This is a genomic window from Acidobacteriota bacterium (assembly GCA_028874215.1).
Taxonomy (GTDB): Bacteria; Acidobacteriota; UBA6911; order RPQK01; family JAJDTT01; genus JAJDTT01.
Map to the genome: position 1 here is coordinate 12,532 of JAPPLF010000031.1, position 21,472 is coordinate 34,003.

General features: G+C 58.3%; 16 protein-coding genes and 2 pseudogenes. 6 read left to right on the top strand and 12 right to left on the bottom strand.

Annotated features, from left to right (window positions below; all coding sequences use genetic code 11):
• The first annotated feature begins 31 nt into the window (after nt 1-31).
• The gene (locus OXT71_06150) at nt 32-268 is read left to right on the top strand and encodes an antitoxin family protein (protein MDE2925965.1); all 237 of its coding nucleotides are present in this window, start codon (nt 32-34) and stop codon (nt 266-268) included.
• Nucleotides 269-805: 537 nt separating this feature from the next.
• On the opposite strand, the gene OXT71_06155 is transcribed toward OXT71_06150, so the two are convergent.
• The 3 genes from OXT71_06155 to OXT71_06165 all read right to left on the bottom strand — a co-directional run bounded on the left by OXT71_06155 (nt 806) and on the right by OXT71_06165 (nt 4,943).
• Complete coding sequence (locus OXT71_06155; GenBank protein MDE2925966.1) at nt 806-1,780, bottom strand: sialidase family protein; 975 nt, start codon at nt 1,778-1,780, stop codon at nt 806-808.
• 227 nt (nt 1,781-2,007) lie between these two features.
• Complete coding sequence (locus OXT71_06160) at nt 2,008-2,361, bottom strand: hypothetical protein (GenBank protein MDE2925967.1); 354 nt, start codon at nt 2,359-2,361, stop codon at nt 2,008-2,010.
• Nucleotides 2,362-2,594: 233 nt separating this feature from the next.
• The gene (locus OXT71_06165) at nt 2,595-4,943 is read right to left on the bottom strand and encodes a TonB-dependent receptor (GenBank protein MDE2925968.1); all 2,349 of its coding nucleotides are present in this window, start codon (nt 4,941-4,943) and stop codon (nt 2,595-2,597) included.
• A 481-nt stretch (nt 4,944-5,424) separates the two neighbouring features.
• Here OXT71_06165 and OXT71_06170 point away from each other — a divergent pair, with 481 nt between their 5' ends.
• Nucleotides 5,425-6,303 carry a hypothetical protein gene (locus OXT71_06170; GenBank protein MDE2925969.1) on the top strand — a complete coding sequence of 293 codons (879 nt, stop codon included), beginning with the start codon at nt 5,425-5,427 and terminating at the stop codon, nt 6,301-6,303.
• Between the two features lie 149 nt (nt 6,304-6,452).
• Here OXT71_06170 and OXT71_06175 read toward each other — a convergent pair whose 3' ends face one another.
• From OXT71_06175 to OXT71_06200, 6 genes are all read right to left on the bottom strand, one after another.
• Complete coding sequence (locus OXT71_06175) at nt 6,453-7,046, bottom strand: hypothetical protein (GenBank protein MDE2925970.1); 594 nt, start codon at nt 7,044-7,046, stop codon at nt 6,453-6,455.
• 51 nt (nt 7,047-7,097) lie between these two features.
• The gene (locus OXT71_06180) at nt 7,098-8,336 is read right to left on the bottom strand and encodes a membrane dipeptidase (GenBank protein MDE2925971.1); all 1,239 of its coding nucleotides are present in this window, start codon (nt 8,334-8,336) and stop codon (nt 7,098-7,100) included.
• A 453-nt stretch (nt 8,337-8,789) separates the two neighbouring features.
• A complete protein-coding gene (locus tag OXT71_06185) occupies nt 8,790-9,017 on the bottom strand; it encodes a DUF433 domain-containing protein (protein MDE2925972.1) in 228 nt (75 codons plus the stop codon).
• Nucleotides 9,014-9,877, bottom strand: a complete 864-nt coding sequence (locus tag OXT71_06190) for a hypothetical protein (GenBank protein ID MDE2925973.1) — start codon at nt 9,875-9,877, stop codon at nt 9,014-9,016. Before OXT71_06190 ends, OXT71_06185 begins: the two co-directional genes overlap by 4 nt.
• 778 nt (nt 9,878-10,655) lie before the next feature.
• Nucleotides 10,656-11,078: a type II toxin-antitoxin system VapC family toxin gene (locus tag OXT71_06195; GenBank protein MDE2925974.1), complete on the bottom strand. Its 423-nt coding sequence runs from the start codon at nt 11,076-11,078 to the stop codon at nt 10,656-10,658.
• A gap of 9 nt (nt 11,079-11,087) precedes the next feature.
• The gene (locus tag OXT71_06200) at nt 11,088-11,333 is read right to left on the bottom strand and encodes a plasmid stabilization protein (GenBank protein ID MDE2925975.1); all 246 of its coding nucleotides are present in this window, start codon (nt 11,331-11,333) and stop codon (nt 11,088-11,090) included.
• Between the two features lie 168 nt (nt 11,334-11,501).
• Here OXT71_06200 and OXT71_06205 point away from each other — a divergent pair, with 168 nt between their 5' ends.
• From OXT71_06205 to OXT71_06220, 4 genes and pseudogenes are all read left to right on the top strand, one after another.
• The gene (locus OXT71_06205) at nt 11,502-11,729 is read left to right on the top strand and encodes a type II toxin-antitoxin system HicB family antitoxin (protein ID MDE2925976.1); all 228 of its coding nucleotides are present in this window, start codon (nt 11,502-11,504) and stop codon (nt 11,727-11,729) included.
• A 346-nt stretch (nt 11,730-12,075) separates the two neighbouring features.
• Nucleotides 12,076-12,434, top strand: a pseudogene (locus tag OXT71_06210) (N-6 DNA methylase).
• Nucleotides 12,431-12,760 carry a DUF2442 domain-containing protein gene (locus OXT71_06215; GenBank protein MDE2925977.1) on the top strand — a complete coding sequence of 110 codons (330 nt, stop codon included), beginning with the start codon at nt 12,431-12,433 and terminating at the stop codon, nt 12,758-12,760. Before OXT71_06210 ends, OXT71_06215 begins: the two are co-directional and overlap by 4 nt.
• Nucleotides 12,757-13,002 (top strand): hypothetical protein, encoded by a 246-nt coding sequence (locus tag OXT71_06220; protein MDE2925978.1) that lies wholly within the window; start codon nt 12,757-12,759, stop codon nt 13,000-13,002. The genes OXT71_06215 and OXT71_06220 overlap by 4 nt, the downstream gene beginning before the upstream one ends.
• Before the next feature lie 104 nt (nt 13,003-13,106).
• Here OXT71_06220 and OXT71_06225 read toward each other — a convergent pair.
• The 3 genes and pseudogenes from OXT71_06225 to OXT71_06235 form a co-directional block, all read right to left on the bottom strand.
• A pseudogene (locus OXT71_06225) lies at nt 13,107-14,522 on the bottom strand (type I restriction endonuclease subunit R).
• 1,535 nt (nt 14,523-16,057) lie between these two features.
• The gene (locus tag OXT71_06230; GenBank protein ID MDE2925979.1) at nt 16,058-19,768 is read right to left on the bottom strand and encodes a hypothetical protein; all 3,711 of its coding nucleotides are present in this window, start codon (nt 19,766-19,768) and stop codon (nt 16,058-16,060) included.
• Nucleotides 19,761-20,966 (bottom strand): hypothetical protein, encoded by a 1,206-nt coding sequence (locus tag OXT71_06235; GenBank protein ID MDE2925980.1) that lies wholly within the window; start codon nt 20,964-20,966, stop codon nt 19,761-19,763. The genes OXT71_06230 and OXT71_06235 overlap by 8 nt, the downstream gene beginning before the upstream one ends.
• Nucleotides 20,967-21,472: the final 506 nt, after the last annotated feature.

The window sequence follows — 21,472 nt, forward strand, 5'->3', positions numbered from 1 at the left end:
AATCAAGGACTTATGGAAAAGACCGGTAACAATGAGAAAGATCAAAGCGAAGTATTCAAAGGGTGTGTTCGTTCCGCAAGAGAGCCTTGACCTCGAAGAAGGCAAGGAAGTAGTCGTGTCCATAGGGGAGATCATATCCCCGGGTAGCGCCATCAATTCGCTCGGCGCTTCGGCTGGCGGATGGATCGGAATGCACGATCCGGAACAGTTCAAGCGGAAGAGCTACGAAGCTCGGATTGCCGGTTCCAGGCAAAAGCCGGAATTGTAAATCCGTGCGATATTTGGTGGACACGGATTGGGTCATCGACCATCTGCACGGCCGCGCTCAGGTAATCAGCCGTCTCCAGGAATTTGAACCAGCCGGCCTCGGATTGAGCATTATCTAACTCGCCGAACTGTACGAGGGCGTATTCGGCTCCTACGATCCGGAAGCAACCGAAATAGCTCTGTGGCACGTACTTGACCGGATTCATGCCGTGCCATTGGATGAAGATATTTGCCGCACATTCGCCAGGGAACGGAGTCGTTTGAGGGCGACGGGAACCCTTATCAGCGACTTCGATCTAATGATAGGTGCCACCGCCATAAATTACGGGCTCACGCTACTCACCAACAATCGTCGGCATTTTGAGCGATTGGATGGTCTACTCATCATCTCGGTGTGAAGTGGATGTCCAGATTGAAAACCTAGTCTCGAGTCAACGATCAGACCTGCGAATGGGCCCTCGGCAGGGACAGTCGAGACGAAGAGAGGTAGTCTCTCCCTATCTCGCCAGTGAAGAGGGGGACAAGACTGTCCCCCCTCCTACCGGGCGGCCAGCTTCGCGATCGGGATTCGCAGGAAGAACACGCCCGGTCCTCCCTCCTGATCCTTGTCGATATCGTAGAAGACCACGCCGATCGTCTTGTCGTCGAGCTGCACCGTTCGGGGACAGGCCCGGCCGTTGATGGCGCGGCCAGGATTGTAGTACTCGAATACTCCATCCCAGGTCTGCCCGTCGTCGTACGAGATGCGGTAGCGGATGCGCTCCCCGCCAAAGCCTGGCCCGAGAATCTCCGAGGCCAGCAGCCAGCCGTTTTTCAGAACGACCATTTCGTGCCGCCAGCCCTGCGTGCTGATGTCCGGAAAGCCTTCGATGGTTGTCCACGTCGTGCCGTGGTCCGTCGATCGGAGGCCGGCGCCGCTGACGAACGTGCCTTGAGGTGTCTGCACGATCGGGATCATCCCATGATCCCGGCCGTCGCCGAACGGTGTCGCCTTGGAAGTGGCCGGATCAAACACGAACGTCCGGTCGATCAACGAAACGAGCCACTGTCCTGACTCCAGTTCGGTCACGGGGTGCCGCGTGACGGATCTGACTTCCGGATCACGCGGAAACGGCTGCGGGTCGCTCCACGAGACTCCTTCGTCACTTGACAGCGAGTACAGGACGGACCGTGGCTCCTTCTGAGTGACCGGCGTATCCCAGCGGTTCCAGCAATGCACCAGGCGGCCGTCGCTCAGTGTCGTCAGCGAGCCCGGGTAATAGGTCTTGTCGACGGTATGGACGAACGGAACCGGTTCGGACCAAGTCCTTCCTCCGTCCGAGGATCGAGTGATGCGCAGGTCCACGTGATTCACCCGCCCGTACGTCACGACGATCGTCCCCGAGTGGGTGACGCAGGCCGCCGGGTGAATGTGCCCGTCGACCGGGACGGCAATCCGGACCGGTTTCAGTTGATGGTCGCTGGCGACGACCGTTGACACAGCGAATAAAGACAGCACGGCGAGTCGGTTCATCTAACGCCTCCAGATGTTGAACGAGGGATCCTGGGCAAGAAGATTAACCCAGACGCTTTGGAATATGGAGGTCGATGCCGCCAATTGCAGGACCTTCTCATCCACATTCGGGATGATTCTTCACCATCGAAGTCAGATGGTCCAGACTTTAATGAGCGCACGCGGAGAAAGGGCTGTCACCTTCTCTACCGATCTCACTCTCCGTATACGTGGGCAATCGAGGTTCCCTACTTGCCCGGTCGAATCAATTTCCAATACACGCCCCGACGGCAATGCCAACACAGTGGAAACGTTTCTCCTGAGCGGATGAGCTTTTGCTCCCGGTGCTGACAACTCGATCTCCACAAGCCTGTGGCGCCGCAACGCCCCCCCGTCAACCGCTTGGACGGATTTGAGAAATCGTCTCCTTTGAGTGCCGATTGAGAGTTTTTGTATTTCTCCGGGATTCGATCCTGCTTGTTCCACTTGCAAAAGGCGTTGAAAGCCTTGACTAACCCGTAGATTGCGACGCCGACCGTAACCAAGAAGGCCAGCAGCGAAATAAGGAAGCCTCCGAATCGAAACTCCTTGGGATCTGACATCACTCTTCTCCTCTAGGCATAGTCGAGCGTATTACCAAAGAGACAACGGTGTGCAAGAAGATTCCCCGTATAAGTACCAGTCATGAAGGGAACGCTGTGAACCTGGTTCGAGCCAAACAGAAGAGTCCAGGTAGACCAAATCGACACACTCGCGGAGAAGGATAATTCCCTTCTCTACCACTGGGAATGGATTCCTTGATTCCGTGAAAATCCGGCGGCGCCACCGGCTCAGCCTAGAACCTCATTTGCAGGGCGACGCGTGCGGTTCGCGGGATGGCGGGATGGGTGTGCACATCGTCCACCCCTTCCAAGGGTTCTCCCGGGAGACGCGACGTATAGAAGTAGTCGATGTCCGACACGCGGGAGTTCAGGAGGTTGAACGCCTCGAACGAGACGGTGACGCGCCGGTTGAAGCGGATGCCGATCTGACCGTTCCACAGGGTCGTCGAACCGGACCTCACGGAGTTGTCCTCGATCAAGGGACGTGGTCCGAAATGGCGCACGCGAACGCTCCCGAACAATCGCTTCACCGGCTCGAACGTGAGGGCGCCGGAGAATACGCGGTTGAGCGAACCCGGAATCCGCGGTCCGGCGGGGTCGTCGTCCGAGAACCGCGCGGCGGTGAACGCGAGGTCGGCCTCGGCCGTCATCCAGGGTGTGAACCGAATATAGTTCGACCACTCGACGCCGTAGCGGCGGCTTGCACGGCTGGGGGCCGTCACCCCCGCATCGCCCAGGAAGAGCAGCTCCGAATCGAAGTCCAGGTACCAGAGCGCCACCGTCGAATGCAGCCCGTGCAGCCTCACCGTCCGCATGCCGATTTCGCCGCCGCGGGCCTTGACCAGCGGAGGGAACCTCCGGGCCGGCTCCCCGGTGCGCGGGTCGACTCGGATCGTCGCGCCACGCACGTCGTTGCTGTGGAAGCCCTCTCCCCAGTTGGCGTAGAACTCGGTCTGCTGCCACGGTCCCAGGATCGCCGTCAGTTTGGGGCTGACGATGGAATCCACGCCGGCGCCGGCGTTCAAGGGATTGCTGGCGTCGACGGCGAACCGATAGACGTCGGCGCGAAACCCGACCGAGGTCCGGAAGAACGAAGTCCAATCGAACATCCCCCCGCCGAACAGGCCCAGCGACGTCTGGCGCAGCGCATCCTCGCGCACGGTGTTGGTGCGGCGCTGCCGAACCGTGTCGTACAGGCCGATGACGCCGGCGTCGTCGTGGCGCGACTGGGTGCCGATCTTCCATTCGACGGGACGTCCCAGGAACTCCCGCAGGCGACGTTGGGTGAGCTTGACGCCGACCGAGGTGCGGCGGTCCACCTGCTCGAACTGATCCCCGTCGACGGGATCGGCCAGGAAATAGGTGAAGTTCTGGAGCAGGTTCAGTCCGTAACGCATGCCGAAGGCGGTGATTCGGGTGGAGGTTTCTCCGTTCGAGCGAAGGCTGTCGGCGACGACGCCATGCCGGTAGGTCCGGCCGCCGCCGGTGGTATCGATCCCTTCGAACCGGTCGATCCGGCCGGATTCGATGGCCCGGACCGGCACCTGGTCCGTGGCATGCCAATTCGCCGAATAGCTCAGGCCGGTGATGGAGAAGCCGTTTCGCGCGTCTCCCCGGCTGTAGCGCAGGATGCCGTTCACCTTGCGCAGGTCGTCGGGCTCGACCCAGGGACCGTCGTTCCTGCCCACTTCGACACCGACGAGCAGGTTGCCGTCGCCCAGGCGGGGCGACGCGGCGCTAAAGATGCGGCTCCAGCCCTGGCCGCCGGTGCTGATGCTGGCCACCGGCTGCTCCAGCAGGTTCAAGTAGCTGACGTTTGCCGAGCCGGCGGCGGAAAAGTCACCGTCCTCCGCAAAGTACGGCCCCTTCCGGAACTGGATGCCGCTCACCAGTTCGGGAATGATCATGTTGGAGTCCGAGTAGCCCGTGGCGTGGGCGCCGGACGGCATGTTCAGGGGCACGCCGGCGACGGTGGTCGCGAAATCCGTTCCATGATCCAGGTTGAAACCGCGCAGGTAGTACTGGTTGGCCTTTCCCTCCCCGCTGTGCTGGCTGATGACCAGGCCCGGAACCGTCTCCAGCACTTCGCCCGGCCGCATGATGGGGCGCGCCTGGAGCTGGGCCGCGGTGATGGCGCCGACGCTGGCGGCGGAGGCGATCCCGACCAGGTTCTCCGCCGGTTGCGGCAGGTCGGCGATGTTGCGGAAGGTGCGCTCGGCGGTGACCACGACGTCCGCGGTCAATGAGAGCACCAGGACGACATCCACCGTCAAGACCTCGCTCGGGGCCACGGTCAACTCGCGGCGGGCGCCGGCGAAATTGATCAGCCGGAAAGTCAGGGTAGCCGGTCCCGCAGGGACTCCGTCGATGCTCCACTTCCCCATGTCGTCGGTGACGGAGGAGAACTCGGCGCCGTCGGCCCGAAGGTTGACGACGACACCGGGAAGGACTCCCCCGGTCTCGTCGACGACGGTTCCCGTCAGGGTTCCGGTCGTCTCCGCGGCGGCAACGCCAACTGGCGCCATGGAAAGGAGCAGGACCAGGAAAGATATTCCGTAGACCACGGGCTCTTGATACCACATTTTCTGCGGGGCATTCGGTGGTTTTCGTCTGCGAACGAACGTGAATTCGAGTGGGGTTCGAACAGATTCGGCTCGTAGGAGCTCCAGCCCGGAACGGTATGCGAAGTTTTCAAGACGATTTCGGGAAGATGATTTCAAGGAAAACCGGTGACCCCAGAGGCCACCACCGGCCAAAGGCCCGCATGATCCCGGCAGAAAATGGGAGGCATTGGAGCGGGGGTTGTTAACCCCCCATTCCGGATCGGCGATGAAGAGGAGGCACACGAGTGTCCCGCTTCCCATTCCGCTCCCATGCTTATCTCAGAGATAGGGCTTACCCAAAGAACCTCCTCCTTCCAATGGCACAATCCCGCCAACTCCTGAGGGCACGAGACGAGTATGAAATCGGCTTCCGGCTGGGGAAGCGAACAGCGCCTGAGTCAGAGACAGTGTTCAAAATGACCTTGCTACCCCACTTGCGAATGAGACTTCAGAGGCAGAAATGGCAACCAAAATAGTGTGTTGGAACATCAATAAGCGGCGCAAACCATGGAATCAACTCGTGGAAATGGATGCTGACGTCGCGTTACTCCAAGAAGCCGGAAAAGTACCAAACGGCGTTGCCGACAGGGTCCAGACCGGTAGCGCGGAACATTGGGACCCACACGTATGGAATTCGCGTTGGTTTGAGGGTCGATTCAAAAAACTATTCGACCGCTTCCCGATGGTCGTGAAACTCTCCGACCGGGTCCAAGTCGAATGGTTCAAGCAGGTTAGCCCGATCAGCGAAACGATGGAGGACGAGATCGCCGTCAGCGGTATCGGCACAATTGCCGCGGCCAGGGTGATCCCAAAGGATGCCCCGGCATTCATCGCCGTGTCCATGTATGCGCGATGGATAAGGCCGCACCCGTCTACGAAGAGTAAGTGGAAGGTAGGCAATGCCGACGTTTCAGCCCACCGCATAATCTCGGACCTTTCAGCATTCATTGGCAATTTTGATCCAAGCACACATCGAATACTCGCGGCGGGCGACCTCAATATCGTCTACGAGGGTACCGACGACGTTTCGTCAGCGCCCATGTCCCGCGACGGCAGCGTATTTCACAGAATGGACGCGCTCGGTTTGGAGTTCATAGGCCCCAAATATCCTGGGGGACGGCAGGCGCACCCTACACCCCCGGGCTTGCCGCCCGATACTCGGAACGTGCCTACCTACCACACGGTCCGCCGGTCCCCCGAGACTGCCCAGCTTCAGCTCGACTATGCGTTCGCCTCACGCGGCTTCCACAAGAGCGTCAAGGTTCGCGCCATGAACTCCGTCGAAGAGTGGGGTGCGAGCGATCACTGTCGCTTGCTGATCGAAGTCGCAGGCGAATGAGGGATTCCGCGAGAGTCAGGAGAGCCTAACCTCGGGAAAAGCGGACTGTCCCTATCCCGATCCTTTTCCGACCTCCAGATCAACTGGGCGCTGTGATTGCAAAAGCGAAGAGGGGGACAGGAATGTCCCCCCTCCTACCGTTCCCGGTCCTACGCATGAGGACCTTTCTCCCGGATGATTCTCAAAGCAAGTTCAGGATCGATCTGGACGATCATCTCGGGCTCGGCCCGGACTCCCGCAGGCAGATCGAAACCCCCGACGGCACTGCGCGCGTGCCAGCCCGAAAGCGATTGATCCTTGCCATCGTCCGCAAACTGCGACAGCGGTCCGCCGAAGACGTCATGAAAGACTTTGGAGTATCCGTTGACGACTAGGTGCGAGAGGGTCAGGACCCCGCCACCGGCCGAGTTGACCATGCCGAGACCTTTGACGCAGTACCAGACGTCGTTCAGCGTCCCCAGCGGATGGAGTCCCCAGTGCAGAACGCGGATGTGTGCGATACCCGCCTCGCGAGCCGCCGCGGCCCCCTTCTCGATCTCCGCATCGTCGTCGGTGACCGCTCCCATGCCGGCGGTGGTGCCGGAAAGGAAGACCAGGCCCGAGGGGGTGAAGGTGGCCTGCGCAAGGTTCTGCGCACCGGGAGGCGGAAGTGAGTCTTCCTTCTGCCCCAGATCGATTCCCAGCCGCCTGATCCTGTCGTAGACGTCGAAATTCCTCTTCCAAGTCGAATTCAGTTCCACCATCGGTTTCCTCCGTAGATGATTTTTGAAATGGATGACGAGACGGCGCCGGATCTAGCTCACATCCGGGGTCCCGGCCGCCTGGTCCCAGACCCGGAGGAAGTTCTCCCCCAGGATCTTCCGGATGTCCCGGTCGCCGTATCCCCGCTTCACCAGACCCCGGGTCAGGTTCGGCCACCGGGACCGGTCTTCCAGGCCCTCGACGGGCTCGTTGTCCGAGGAGACCGCCACGTGGTCGATTCCGGCCACCTGGACGGCGTGGTCGATGTGGTCCAGGAAAGCGTCGATGGGAGGCAGGTCGATTTCCTCGGTGTAGGAATGTGAATCCAGCGTATTGCTCGCGTTCCTCATGGCGGCGGCAATCTCCCAGGGATCGGAGAACTGCCGCGCGAGGCGAAGATCCCGTTCCGTGTAGTCGGGGAGGAACCGGCTTGCCATCATGTCGTTCAGGGCCTTGGTATCCAGGTAGGAGGGCACGGTGAAGATGCTCACCACACTCCCGTTCTCGGCCAGGGCCCGCAGCATCTCGTCCGTCAGGTTGCGCTGCACGTAGCATAGGGCCCGGCAACCGGAATGGGTGGCGATGATGGGTCTGGAACTGGTGTGGACCGTGTCCCAGAACGCCTGGTCCGAGGCATGGGAGACATCCACCAGCATCCCGATCCGGTTGCACTCCCGAACCACCTCCCGGCCGAAGTCGTTCAAACCTGGCTTCGGGTTCAGTTCCCCGCTGGAGTCGACCCAGTCGAAAGCGGCGATGTGGGTCAGCGCGAAGACCCGGATCCCCATGCGGTGATAAATCCTCAGGACGGCCAGATCGTTGTCGATCCAGCCCGCGTTGAGCATGGGGATCACCGCGATCTTGCCGGCTCCGGCGATTCGCTTCACGTCGGAGGAACGGAGAGCCAGCTCGACGGCATCCGGGTGCCGCCGCACGCTCTGCTGGAGGATCTCGTCGACGCGCTGCAGGACCCTTTTGACCTCGTCCGAGCCTTCAAACAGGTTGTCGCAGATGTTCTTGCCCACCTCGGGAGGATCGATGATTCCTTCCCGGGCATCGCTTCGGAAGATTTCTTCGACGCCGATTCCGTGGACGATGGCGTCCACCTGGCCTTTTTGGAAGTCTTCCAAGTACAGCTTCCCGTAGGTGTCGATGACGATGGCGTCCCGGTGTAGATTGGCCGGGTCTGCGGCCCCGGCTGGTCCAGTTGAGTGTTCTCCCTGGGTGCATCCGGCGGCCGCGCCCAAGGCGACGGCCGAAAGAGACTGCTTGAGAAAACCACGTCGCTCCATGGAACCGATACTCCTCTAATCAACTTCGGATCCGAGTTTCTCCAAAGGTCGCAGTACGCTACCAACCGTGCCCCATCGGAGCAAGCACCTTCTCTCTTATTGCAGTGGAGAGTGTAGAGGCGACTTCCCTGGAACATGCAGGAGTGACAGGAGGGGACTTTCCTGTCCCCCATTGGAGAGGCGTTTTTCAGGCGCCCTCGTTCGGACCAACCATGACCCATGGCCAGACACAGCAGGCTACGACAGCGGGGGTAGGAAAACCCCCGCTCCTGAAACACGCCTGGTTCTCCCAGAATGTCGCCGGCGCGTGGCCAGTAGGAGAGCTTCTGAGAAGAGGTGTTCGCCTCGAAGAACGAAGTATTCGTTCCAACCGCTTGGCCGCCAGCGCGTACACGGAATGCCCGTGCAGGTGTCTCCGCAACGGTGCGGCCGTGCCTTAATCGAAGAGCAGGTTCAACGAGCCACCGCCGCTCTCAGCGCCTTCGCCTCGTGTTCGAGCACCTCACGGACTTGCCACTCTTCGACGCCCGGAAACCACTCGACGAATTCGTCGATCGTCGCGCCGCTGGCAAGGTTCTCGTAGAGCGCGAACAGTGGAATCCGTGTGCCCGAAAAGACCCAGGCCCCGCTCGCCCTTCCCGGGACCCGCTCGACGGCCGGGCAGGTGTTCCAGTCCGTCATGGGATGGCCTCCTTCCGTCCGTCAGGTGCGTCTGTTGCCAATTCCCACCGCTTCTTCGTGTATGTGACGTAGCTCACGGGGGACCTGCAAGCCTTGCAGATCGCTCCCCTTTTCCTGACGTTTCGTTTGATGGCCCAGCCGCAAGTGACGCACCGCGCAATATAGCGAGGCGGGGCGAATTCCACCTTGTGGCAACGGTCGCCAGCGCATCCGATGGAACGCGCGACTGCCTTCCAGGTGCCGTCATGATTATGCTTCGGGCCGACCAGGGCGTGAGCGATCTCGTGGAGAATCGTGTCCCTCACCTGCCGGCCGGTTGCGTGAAGACAATAGAGGCGGGAGAGTCCAATGACCTTGAGGCCGAAAACGCAGACTCCCGCCTGCTTGGAGGCATCCTCGAACTGAAAGCTCCATCCCGTGAGTCCGTGCCGGCTCATCAGCCGCTCAGCCTCCACCGCAACTTCGGCCAGTCGCCGGCCGTCGCCGCGATCCGGGTCCGGTCCGGCTCGAGTCAGCAGACCATACGGAACGAAGTAGCTTCCGTGCTCCGTGGTGACCAGGGCGCGCTTGGGCCCGAGACGCGCAACGGTGCCCTCGATCGTGCCCTGACCGTGCGGGATCAAGACCTCGTCCTCCGGGCGGAATTGGGCTTTGAGCTGGTCTCGCCTCAGAGTCACTCGCTTTCGCCTTTCGGCTTCGTTTCGAGCGAGGAGGTCCCATGGCACTCGGTACTCGCCGCCGTCGGTTCCCACGATTTCGGCTTTCCGAGGAGTCTTGCGGGCGATGTGCCCGCTGATGCAGACACCCCGGTACCTGAACTTCACGGGATCATGAATGCAGAGCTGCGCGGCGCGAGACACTGTCGGACCTCCAGGAATCACTTGGCGTGCCCTGTCCGGAAACCGAATCACCACAGTGGACGAAGGACCGGCGCCCTCCGAAAGCCGGGACCATGAGCAGGATCAGATTCGATCGTCTACGGCCCGCTGCTCCTGTTGCTTCCCCCAAGCCCGGCCGTTCCGGAGGGGGAGATTATCACTTCCATGTGTCAGCGGGGTCGGACTTGCAGAACCGAACTCGCTTGCCCCGCCTTGCCGCCGAGTCGGAACTGCTGGTGACGGGACTCCGTCGGAACGACCATCAACAACCCGCCCCTGACGTCTTCCTGTCCAACCGGGATCCCTCTACCGGTTTGCGTACCAATCGGCCAAGTGCGGGCCGATCATCTCTGTCGGTACGAACATCGAGCCTACCGGTGACGATGTCCCCGATCAGAGGGGTGCGGTATTCGCGTTCGAGGCCGAGTCCAGTCATGTCAGTCCCCTTCAGGCATCCCATCAAGTACCCGTCAAGTAAAATGGATCTGTTCAACTGGTTGAATATAAAAGCCTTATCGGATCTTGACGAATCATGGATCGCTTGCTCGGCGGCATCTCATCAAGTAGAGGTGTGGTCCTCTGCCCTCGCCCACGCGGGCACATGGCGAATCAGCTGGCGCCTTCTCCCTCGTCGGGTCTATTGATGCGAAACCGGACCGAAGTCACTTCCGATCCATGGGGGCCGAATCGGTTTTTGAAGCCTTCTCTTTGGCCGACCATGAAGATGGAGCCGTCCTCCAGAACGCAGGCGCTGGAGGTTTCATATGGCTGCCCAAGGATCGGCAATGTTGACTCCGGTGCCGCTGAAATCCCGCACGTTGCGCGTGACCAAGACGGCACCCCGTGAGCGGCATATGGCCGCGATCTGGCAGTCCGCGTCGCTGATCGGCCGGCCCGCTCGGCGGCGGCCAGCCGCGATCTCCGCGTAGGCTCGGGCGGCAGCGCTGTCGAACGGGAGAACTCGTTCTCTGAAACCGTGGTCGAGCCAACGGTTCATTGCGGCTCTCAGCGCGTTTCGCCGCTTGCCGGCCGGCATGATCGCGACGCCGTAGCGCAATTCCGCTTCGCTCACCGCCGTCAGGTACATCTCCTGTGCGTCGCGTTCGGCAATCCATGCCGCCACGGCGGGCGTCGGCTCCGGGCGCATGAGTTCGGAGGCCACATTCGTGTCTATGGCGAACATTTCGGCCGCTCAGGAGAAATCCGGCGGCTCGGGCATCGGGCCACGCGGCGGAAGTTCGAGCTCCACGCCGCCAAGGGGCGCGAAGCACTCGCGCGTGAACTTCGCCAGGTCCCGGGGGCCGGTTCGCCTATCATTTACGGCGTCGCGCAAAATGATGCGGACCTCTTCCTCCATCGAACGGTGATGCTCGGCGGCACGCACGCGGAGCCGCGTCTTCACGTCATCGTCGAGATTGCGGACCGTGATGTTCGCCATCGGTCGTTCCTCCTGACGGTACGGAACCCATCCAAACTGTCGGTTGCTTGCAATGCAAGCAAGTATACGTGATCCGGTCGCTTGCTGTGGCGCCGCGGCTACTTTGAGTGGGCGAGCGGCATTCGGCTCCCCGACTGCTGAAAGAGAGCAAAGGAAGGAAACAACGTCATGAAGTACAGCGTCATGATTGAAGGGACCCCGAACAACTATGCAGCTTACGTGCCCGAGCTGCCCGGCTGCGTGACTACGGCGAGCACCCGCGGTGAGCTGTCGGAGGAGATCCGGGAGTCCATCGAGTTTCACATCGAGGGTATGCGCGAAGACGGCGAACCCATCTCGAAACCCCAGGCTCTTCCGACGTTGTGGAAGTTTCGGCGGCACCGGGGTGAGTCGTGACGGTAGCGGAATCGAACCCGCTTGCCCCGCCTCGTCGCCGAGTCGGAACTGCTGGTGACGGGACTCCGTCCGAACGACCATTTGCAATTCACCCCTGACGTCTCCCTGTCCAATCGGGCTCCCTCTACTCGCTCTCGTACCAATCAGCCAAGTGCGGGCCGATAATCTCTGTAAGATTGCAACCTGCACCGACGACGTGTGCACCGGCGCGCCGCATGTCGTAATTTAGCTGCGGCCCGGTTCGGGGAAATCGTCTTGGGCGAAGGGAGAATACAGACAGCAACGAAGATGACAGTCAGACAAACCGATGGCGGCGCCACGACAGGCTTCGAGTCATCGATGCCTGAAGCTGGGCCGCATGACCGACCGCACCCACCGCGAGCTGACGGGTGAGGAACTCGCCCGCATCGCCGATACCTACGATGCTTGGCGCGGTGGGGAGGATGCGGGGAGTCTGCTGATGTGCTCAGCTTTTGCAAGAGCGCAACGTTGGAGGAAGTGCGAATGCACGGTCGCGTACTCACTCCCGGCCGCCATGCCGGCATCGCACCGCAGTTGGAGGACCTGGAACCGTTCGAGGAGACGATGGGTCGCCTCACCCCCCAATGGCGGGAGCAACAGGCCGAGGCCCACAGGCTGGACGTGGCCATCGAGGAGAACCTGACACTGCCGGGGTTCGGAAGTGAATCCGAGGGAGAACGATGATTCGACCAATTGAAGTGGAGGCTCGAGAGCGATACCGGATTTGGCTCAGATATTCCGATGGTTCATCCGGAGAAATCGACCTGTCCCATCTGGCCGGACGTGGCGTCTTCGCCGCGTGGGATGAGCCTGGCCGATTCCAGCAAGTGCGCGTTGCTCCGCACAGAGCGATTACGTGGGACGCCGGCATCGAGCTCTGCCCCGACGCGCTCTACATGCAGTTGACCGGCAAGACGAGCGCATGGAGTCGCCCGGCAGGATCGAACCGTTGGAGTCACGGGCCGCCGAATGCTGCGATTGAGCGATCCCAAGTAAGGAAGTTGTCATGACTGCACAGGAACTAATGAAATTCTTGCAGACCTACCCGCCGGACCTGCGCGTGGTCGTGAACGGCTATGAAGAAGGCTACGACGACCTGTCGCCGGGGCAGATCCGTGTCGTGACGATAAGCCTGAATACCGGCAAGCACCCCTGGGAGGGAGCGCACGGGGACCCCGATGGCCTGAGCCGAAGCGAGCCTGACGACGCGAAGTTGGTTGACACCCTTGTCTTGCGGCGCGTGTCCAACTGAGCGAACGGCGTCAATGGCAACGCGGGACCCCATCGCTGCGCAGGAGGGAGCCGGGCCAACCACGGGGATGCGACGGCACGAAGATGCCGGGCCGGAAGCCCTTGTCAACTTGTTCCATGATCAATCCGGGTTTGCGACGGCTCCGTCGGTTTGTACGTCAGCCGGAACGACAGATTGCTCATCCACAGCTTGAAATCCGGATCGTCCATGAACTTCTTGAACAACTGTGTATCGTCCTTCATCACCGCCATCATCACTCGCAGGAGAGCCTTGTCGTGCTCGATACGGGCGTTCTCCCGGTCCGAGTTCTTCTGGGCGTTCCTGAAAGCGGTGTCCTGCGCGACTCGGGACGGAATCGTTTCGGTGATGAGTTGGAGCACCCGGTCTCCGTCCTCCCAGGGAATGTTGCCGAAGAGATCGTTGAAAGCCTTGATGATGTTGGACAGGAGGTCCAGCTCGGGGTCGGCGCGGCCGCCGGAACCGGAGTCCGAACTGGGGCCGATCTCGGCGTCCTCATCCGGCAGCAGGATCTTCTGCATCGCCTTCTTCTCGACCCGGTAGCTGTCCATGTCGATGGCGTCGAGGATGCCCTTGGACATATCCTCCTCACGCGGGGACGGTAGCTTCGAGACCAGGAAGTTCAGGAAGATCGAGCGTTCTTCCCACCTGGCGTTGTTGTACGGCAGGATCGAAGAGAGGAAGGCGTAGGTTCTCAGGAATCCCTTGGCCTGGCGCTTGAACTGAACCTGCCCGTCTTCGTCCAGGTCCTGCAGGTACACCTCCACGCATGCCTCCAGGATGGGATCGAGCTTCTCGCGATCCTCGCCGGCCAGGTAGCGCGACACGAAGTCCTTGACCTGCCCGGATGAATAGACCTGGGCGCCGTCCAGGTCGGCCTGGAGGTCGTGCAGCTTGTTGGGATCGGTCTCTTCGGACAGGATCGTCCCTCGATAGTGGTCGGCGAAGGCGTCCCGGATGGTGTCCGACTCGTTCAGGAAATCCAGCACGAACACATCGTGCTTCTTGGGGTGCGCGCGGTTGAGCCGGGAGAGGGTCTGGACCGCCTTGATGCCGGAGAGCGTCTTGTCCACGTACATCGTGTGCAGCAGAGGTTCGTCGTAGCCGGTCTGGAACTTGTCCGCGCAGACCAGGAAGCGGTACGGATCCTCCCGGAACCTCTCGGCAATCCTGCTCGACGGAAAGCCGTTCAGCTTGGCCTCGCTCAGCTTCGTCCCGCCGTACTCATGCTCTCCCGAGAAGGCCACGATGGCCTGGTAGCGGCTCTTTCGCTCCTTCAGGTAGTCGCGGATGGCATGGAAGTACTGGATCGCCCGTTCGATCCCGTTGGTGACGACCATCGCCCGGGCGCTGCCGCCGATCTTGCCGTGGGACAGGACCTGCGTGTGGAAGTGGTCGACCATGATCTCCGACTTGAGGCGGATCGCGTGGTCGTGACTCTCGACGTAGCGCCGCAGCTTCCTGCGGGCCTTCTTGACGTCGAACTCGGGATCGTCCTCCACAGGGCAAGGAACCTGCGGCGTCCGGAGCCGTCTTCGGTCAGTCGCAGGGCCGTGGCGGCTTCGGGTTCGATAGCGTTTATGAAGGGGCGAAGTTGGACCAGGTCGACGCAGTGCTCACGGTTGCAGTCGCGGTGGTCGCCGCAGGACTAGCCGACGCCACCGTACCCAGCGGGCGGGCCGCCAATCGTGCAATCGGCAGGGGGGTCACAGGGGTCGCTGGTCAGCGCTTTGCAGATCAGTTGTTCGAGGCCGCGTTCAGTAGTGTCAGTCCTCATCGGCCAACCTGTCTAGTACCCGCAAAATAAACTGGATTTGCGCAACTAGTTGAATATACGAGCGTTATTGGACCTTGACGAATCGAGGAGCACTCGCTCGGGAACATCTGATCAAGTAACGGTGCGGTCCTCTGCCCTCGCCGACACGGACACTTGGCGCACCAGCTTGGGAGCCGCTGCCGGGTAGTCGGGCACAATTTCCCCTGCCTTGAGGGCTGCTATCAGTTGGGAAGCCCTGGCACTGTTCCGGGTTTCGATTCCTAACAACTTTCGGACCGAAGTGTTGGCCAGCAATTCCGGCATACGCATCGAAGGAAACTAGCCCTAATCCATTCTGCCCTGTCCATACCCGCCAGCGGTCGCGGCGCAAAAAGCACCACATGAGTGTGGTCGACTTCAACTTCCGTGAGAGAGGCGAGAAGTTGGTAGACCACGCTCAGGGATACCACCTTGTCCAATCCGCTGCCGCGCTCCTCGCAGACGCCAATTCGGCGCATGAGCGAGGCAAGGGATTCGTTACGCAAACGGGGCGATGAGTCCATAAAGTGTCGGGTGTCCACCAGTGGCACTCCCGGGTTTGTAATCTCGACCCGATCCTCGAGAACCCTGACCATTGGGCTGGCGACGGAAACGAAGAAGTCTTGGTGGGTCAGAGCATTCGCCGTGAGTTATTCCACCGCCAACTCAGGGAACTGCGCCACCGTCTTCCTGAACGCCTGCTCACCGACCTCGATGAAGGGCAGCAGACCATCGTTGAAATTGATCACACCCTCAAATCCGGAAGCATACCCCTGTCCCCGCCCTGCTCCTTCAGTGTCTCGATCCGGCTGCTTCCGCAAAACAGGATGATCCGAACGGCTTTACTGTGAAGGCTGCTCACCTCCGTCAGACTCTTCGCAAACAGCATCGATCCCAAATTTGTCACATTCCAACTACCTGCGAGGCATGGTTGAATTTATCTGTCACTGGCCAACGCCGTCAGGACACCGTCGCGCCTGTCAGGAAGCTGTCGTTTGGGCAGCTCGAAATATCACGGATAGTCGACCAATCGCAGTGCTTCGTCGTCGTGTACCCCGGCGGGCCGGCTTCCGCATTGCCCGTTTCGAGGCCTGCGCAGCATTCACTCGCGTACGGTCCGTAGATTCACCCAAGGCAATCCCTTGACGTTGGTGTGTTTCAGTCCAATTCGTTACCTCCTTGAAACGCTCCGACTGCTACTGGCCGGAGCGACAGTTGCCGGAACAAAAGGGGATTGAATGGCTATTGCTTTAGCGAGATTTCATAAGCATGTGACTCTCCAACACCTTTAGTAAATCGCTCCGGATCAAACCGTTGCGGGCGCAGATACCAACATTGTGATATTTTAAATGCTGCACTGGCCGCAGCACAAGCAACAGCCTGAATCTTTGATCCCGTCAAGCCAAATTCAAAATTCAGTCCATGGTTGATGTACCAATATCTGTATCGTTCAGTGATGAACCTCAGCACGCCATCATAGTCGTTTGAGTCGATGTTTATAACGTAAGAATTCGTGTTGTTCCGAGCTGCGATATCGGCGGCGATCTGAGCGACCTTGCTCCTTGGGGTACCGACATTGGCGGTTATAATCTCTATCCGGTCGTATTCCCGAGAATCTAAGAGTGAGAAGAGCCTTTCATGTTTAGGAGATGAGAACGCGCAAAGAACCCTCTGTCGAGTGTTGTCGTAGTCGGATGGCAACAACTTGTTAGAAATATACGGCCCGGTCTCACCGGTGAGGACTCTGCTTAATTCCTCTAGCAGGATGTGGAGATCGCTGTCATCCTCTGCTTTCACAATTCCCGCCAAGTCACCATCAAGAGGGTAATAGCTTTCTGCTTCTGTATGCCATACCCATACGTGCCTATTGTGTCGAAGCTGGTCCCTGACTGCGTGGAATATCACCGGTTTTGCAAGGCCCGTGATGTCGATCATAACGTTACCATCCAAATTGCGCGGTAACCCGTTATCAATGATCTGTTCGTAGTTTTCTGTCACGCATCTTTCGACCGACTTTTCCAATATTGACGTTATATCAGTACCGTTCCCGGGTTCCCTGTACGCGACGGTCAGTGCATTTCGTGGTCGTGTGCTCGTGCACAAACGTCGAACAGATTCTAGAGATCGTTCCTCGAACCCCAATCCGACGACAATCCAGTCTAGCCGAAAATCAGAAATAGAATTATATTCTAGATGTCGAATGGCGGGTTTGTTGGCTCCCAGAAAACTTGCATCTCCTGGATCGGTAGCAGGTAGAATCTCTATTTCAAAAGAAGGCACGTTACGATCAAACAATCGAGGCTGCGTAACCCCAAGACCTCTTTTCTCATTCCCGCGTGCATTCGAATCGACGTCAATTGGTTCCTCCTTCCTCGGTGGTGTGCGCGCCTCTTTGTCAGTTCCCTCATCAGAATCGCTACCCCCGAGATTTCGGAGGAGGATTTCCTTTCCTTTGCTCGGTTTGGAAAGCCATTCCTCAAGGTCGGCTCCAGATAATTCAAAGCGGTCCCGCTCTGCTAGACCGATGAAATTGACAAGTCCATAAATCTTGCGGTATGTGAGCTTGAACTGCTGTGTGGGGTTGCCGTCGCGCGTCTTGGTGCGGGGAACGCTGCTGCCACCAGCGAATACAAACACTCCCGCATCAATCAAATCGCGTAACCGCTCGGTCTGTTTCTCGAAGTCGCCCGTAGTGATCCGTACATACAGGGAGGAATATTGACGAATCCGGTTTTTATTTGTCTTGAACGGAGATTCCTTACAGGAATTAATGAGGAGACTGTACGACGCTTCTGCGAAAGACTTGGCGACATCCTTTAGATACCCACGTCGTCGATTGAGATCGTACAACCGCCTAGCGCTAAAATCCTGAAAACAATCAGACTGTATCTCTGGCTTAATCGGTGCCATTTGTCCAGAAGCCTTCTTCAGAATCTGTTCGTAGAGGCTGATTACATCGCCGATGTCTCCGACGCACATGCGAGCAAGAGCAGTGATTCCGCGGTAAATTTTTTTTCGTTCCCTTGAACTACTTGTCGATGCACCAATTTCCGCTGCTATGGTTTCCAAGGGTACGTCACCGAGCAAAACTGTAGGCTTTTGCACTGGATGCGCCGCGAAATAGTTTGCCCGCTGACTGAGAATTCTTTCCACAAAATCGCGGCCATTTCCTCTGCCGTGCCTCTTAATTTTCCCATAGACCTCCGCACCCAAATCGAAAACGTTTAAATCACGACCGACCCTTGCCGGATGGATTTCCCCCGGCGACTTCAGTCCGAGTTCTATGGTCTGGGCCTCAGATGTCAACTTGAATGCGCATGATGGACTCTGGAACAATAGTGCAGACAGCAACTGTTCGATGCGTGGTTGGTTCAGATACCTTGTCGATACATCGTCTAACAGAAACAGGACCTGAGCGTTCTGCCATATTGGAGAACAGCGACGAATTGCCTCCGCGAGCCGCGGAAAGGCTGTGTTCGGGTGCCCCACCAAAGAATAATCACGCTCACCTCGGCTCATTGATATCAGCAGACGAATGAGACGCCTCTCCAAGTCGTATATTGAGGATGCATATGTGAGATCATCTGAGTTCCTGATGTAGCCAGCGATCGTATCTACGAGATACTTGTAGGCGAACTGCGATACTGAATCTTGGTCGATGTCATAAAGGTGGTGAACTGCTTTCACGGCTTCTAGTCCGAAGGCCACGAGCAAACGTGCAAATGGAACGTGAGTCGTTTCGGTGTCATCTCCGAGTCTGTCGAGCAGTCTGTGGGCTGATACAAAAATTCCCACATAGTTGTCCCGTTTTAACCGTTTTAGGACCTGACCGTTGGATTCCTCCTCTCGCTGGGCGGCGCGCGCGTGAAATTGAAGCGCGCGTAGCAGCATAGTCTTACCACACCCACGCATGCCGGTGATCACTTGGGGCCCAGGTGAACTAATGGTGTTCAGCCACTGTCCATCCGTATCGACGAGCAGTTGCGGAACATGCCAAGCTTGCATGGTCTGCGCATTGTATGAAGCATTGAATACCTTAAGGCTCAAAGGTTCTTGCCACGGCCTCCAAGGCTTGGCTACGCGGTAGAAAGCATCCTCAATCTGGTCGATGAAATCGGTGGAGGAGGGTGTTCTCTGATTTTCCGTATTTGGAGTGATGCTTTGCGCGATAAGCTGCAATGCGCTGGCCAACCGGGCATCCAAATCGGATATTTCGTCGGGATCATAGAGCAGATTTTCAACGAGAGACCGCAAATGTTCGGCTATCCAGTGCAGATCACCTAGTCGCGAGTTGCGACTGTCACTCTTGCTGTCGTCCGAGATTGAACCGAGGTCTATCGCGATGGCGCGAATTGTTTCATCAATTGCTCCGGCCCGCCTGGAATCAGAACCGAGGGATTTTATAATAATGTTTTCGGCGTGGAGATCATTATGATTGACATCTTTCTTTCTAAGCTCATCGAGAATATTGAATAAATCAATGGCGATTTGGGCAGCGGCGACGGCGGTCAATCCCGAATTTGGTTTAAGGTAGTCTGCCAACAGTCTACCATCGACATATTCCAGTTCCGCGACATGGCATGACAGTTTGGTGTCTCCAAAAACAATATCGGCATCGAACATATCGCGAATATCAACGATGTGCTCCGTCCCTTCGGCTACCCTCGAATGTGTCAGACATTCATGCCGAAAATCTTTACCGGGAAAGAAATCGAATAAATGCTTAGGAGAAATCTTAAGGACGGATTTCGTCTGAAGCGCGCCGCGGACGGCAAAATATGTTGCTGCGTAAAATCCGCGTCCTAACGGTGTGATAATTGAGTAGTCTCTTATCTTGCTTGGAAAGTCAGAGAGCGGAAACCGGTACGTTCGTCCACACGTCGGACACGAGTCATCGAGTGACTTCTCGGAGTTATCTTTGGCTGGACAGCAAAAACAGCAGAACTTACCCATTGATCACCTTTTCAAAACCTGGCCCGACTTCCATTGTTTCCGAAATTGAGAACACATTGTCCAACCGCCGTTTGACGGAATGCCATTGCTCTTCAATGACCCTCACTGTAGCGATGAGGTCTCCGGGTCGCACCATATCTCCAGGCATCTTTTGTAACACAACTCCGATCCCATCCGGAAATTCGACGTTACCTTCTACTCCGACCGATTGGAATCGAAGGAAAAGATCGCGTAGCCGAGCAAGTATCATACACAAGAATCCATGTTCAGTGGCCAGATATTCAAAGTAATGTTCGCGTCGAATCTTGTTTACATACTCCTCAAACGCATCTTGACTACTACCTTGTGCCCGCAAGTTGTCATAGAAGTGTTTCTCGGCAGCTTTCGTGTGGCTTTGTAAATCCATGGCGGGGTGACTGACCGTTGCACATGCCATAGCAAAGCACACCTTAGTATGATTTTCGAGAAATGAATCTTGCCGTCCGGAAAAAGTGTCCTTGAGGGCAACCAGTGATTCTCCTCTACCGACAAACGGTTGGTAGGGAAATCGGGCATCGGTAAGAAAGCAGACAGAATCTATTCCGGCGATGGACGCTATTTTCGAAAATCGGCGAGCATTCCTGCGGGCCTCCGTCCACGTCACACCAAAGTTTCCGTGTGGTCCCACTCGGACGTCCAGGCCAGCGTGATTTAGGCCGACAGCAATCTTCTTCGACAGAATACTCGCTATCGTTAGCCCAGGAACGGATTGCGTCCCTGAAAGTTGTCTGAAACGGAATAGTCGAGCATCGAGGGGCGCCTGTTCCTCACCAGCCAAGAAATGCGAGTAGCCGCATCGCTCAATGCAATCCATTACCTCGTCATTGGTCAGCTTCACTCTGTAGCCTGGCAACTGTGCTAGCGTGTCCACGCCTCCAGCCGGACGTCCTGGGACACCGAGCTTTGGGACGCAAAAATCCAGGGCCCGTAGGTAAAGCGGACCCAGCAATGTCGAAAGTGAAGTCGGTGCGCCGGTAGATGCCAAGTCCGCTTTTGGTTGACTCATCGGGATTTCGAGGACATTTCCGGATCTTCCGAGAACGGATGCCAGATACGCAATTCCGGCATCTGTTAGGCGGTTACTGACTGCTTGGGCGACCACGGCACGCATATTATCGCTTGAAGGTTCTGAACGAAACTTGTCGACTAGATCTTTCATTCTAAAAAATCTGCAACTCACTTCCTATGGTCGCGTGAGATCCTCCTTTTGTTATTCACATCGCGGGTCAGTAACCTCGCCATAACTTCTTGACTATTAATGAGGATCAAGGCAATGATCCGGGATGCAGACATGGTTGAACAACAGGACGACTCATGCCACGGTCTGGTAAGTGGGTGCGCCGCGAGCTGGACATAAGGATCTGTCCAGCATCGAAGCACGGGGTCCACATCGTCGAATAGAAGAGCCACACGAATGGCCCCACCCTGGAAACGTTAATGGAAAAGTGACCCACCACGGGGTAAAGAAATATCTCCAATACTCCAGAGGTCTTCGGTTCTCCCGATTGGCATCCCAACGACTCCGTTCCGACATGAGTCTTGACCAGCGATCCGGGGGCGGCCGGGGGCCCCCCCGCCCCCCCCCACCCCCGGGCCCCCCCCGCGGGCCCCCCCCCCCAAAAAAGCCGGTGGGGCGGGGCCGGCAAACAACCCCCCCCCCGGGGA

Bases quoted from the DNA above. Each gene is read 5' to 3' on its own strand.
- OXT71_06150 (MDE2925965.1), top strand. From the start codon at position 32: ATGAGAAAGATCAAAGCGAAGTATTCAAAGGGTGTGTTCGTTCCGCAA.
- OXT71_06155 (MDE2925966.1), bottom strand. From the start codon at position 1,780: ATGAACCGACTCGCCGTGCTGTCTTTATTCGCTGTGTCAACGGTCGTC.
- OXT71_06160 (MDE2925967.1), bottom strand. From the start codon at position 2,361: ATGTCAGATCCCAAGGAGTTTCGATTCGGAGGCTTCCTTATTTCGCTG.
- OXT71_06165 (MDE2925968.1), bottom strand. From the start codon at position 4,943: ATGTGGTATCAAGAGCCCGTGGTCTACGGAATATCTTTCCTGGTCCTG.
- OXT71_06170 (MDE2925969.1), top strand. From the start codon at position 5,425: ATGGCAACCAAAATAGTGTGTTGGAACATCAATAAGCGGCGCAAACCA.
- OXT71_06175 (MDE2925970.1), bottom strand. From the start codon at position 7,046: ATGGTGGAACTGAATTCGACTTGGAAGAGGAATTTCGACGTCTACGAC.
- OXT71_06180 (MDE2925971.1), bottom strand. From the start codon at position 8,336: ATGGAGCGACGTGGTTTTCTCAAGCAGTCTCTTTCGGCCGTCGCCTTG.
- OXT71_06185 (MDE2925972.1), bottom strand. From the start codon at position 9,017: ATGACGGACTGGAACACCTGCCCGGCCGTCGAGCGGGTCCCGGGAAGG.
- OXT71_06195 (MDE2925974.1), bottom strand. From the start codon at position 11,078: ATGTTCGCCATAGACACGAATGTGGCCTCCGAACTCATGCGCCCGGAG.
- OXT71_06200 (MDE2925975.1), bottom strand. From the start codon at position 11,333: ATGGCGAACATCACGGTCCGCAATCTCGACGATGACGTGAAGACGCGG.
- OXT71_06205 (MDE2925976.1), top strand. From the start codon at position 11,502: ATGAAGTACAGCGTCATGATTGAAGGGACCCCGAACAACTATGCAGCT.
- OXT71_06215 (MDE2925977.1), top strand. From the start codon at position 12,431: ATGATTCGACCAATTGAAGTGGAGGCTCGAGAGCGATACCGGATTTGG.
- OXT71_06220 (MDE2925978.1), top strand. From the start codon at position 12,757: ATGACTGCACAGGAACTAATGAAATTCTTGCAGACCTACCCGCCGGAC.
- OXT71_06230 (MDE2925979.1), bottom strand. From the start codon at position 19,768: ATGGGTAAGTTCTGCTGTTTTTGCTGTCCAGCCAAAGATAACTCCGAG.
- OXT71_06235 (MDE2925980.1), bottom strand. From the start codon at position 20,966: ATGAAAGATCTAGTCGACAAGTTTCGTTCAGAACCTTCAAGCGATAAT.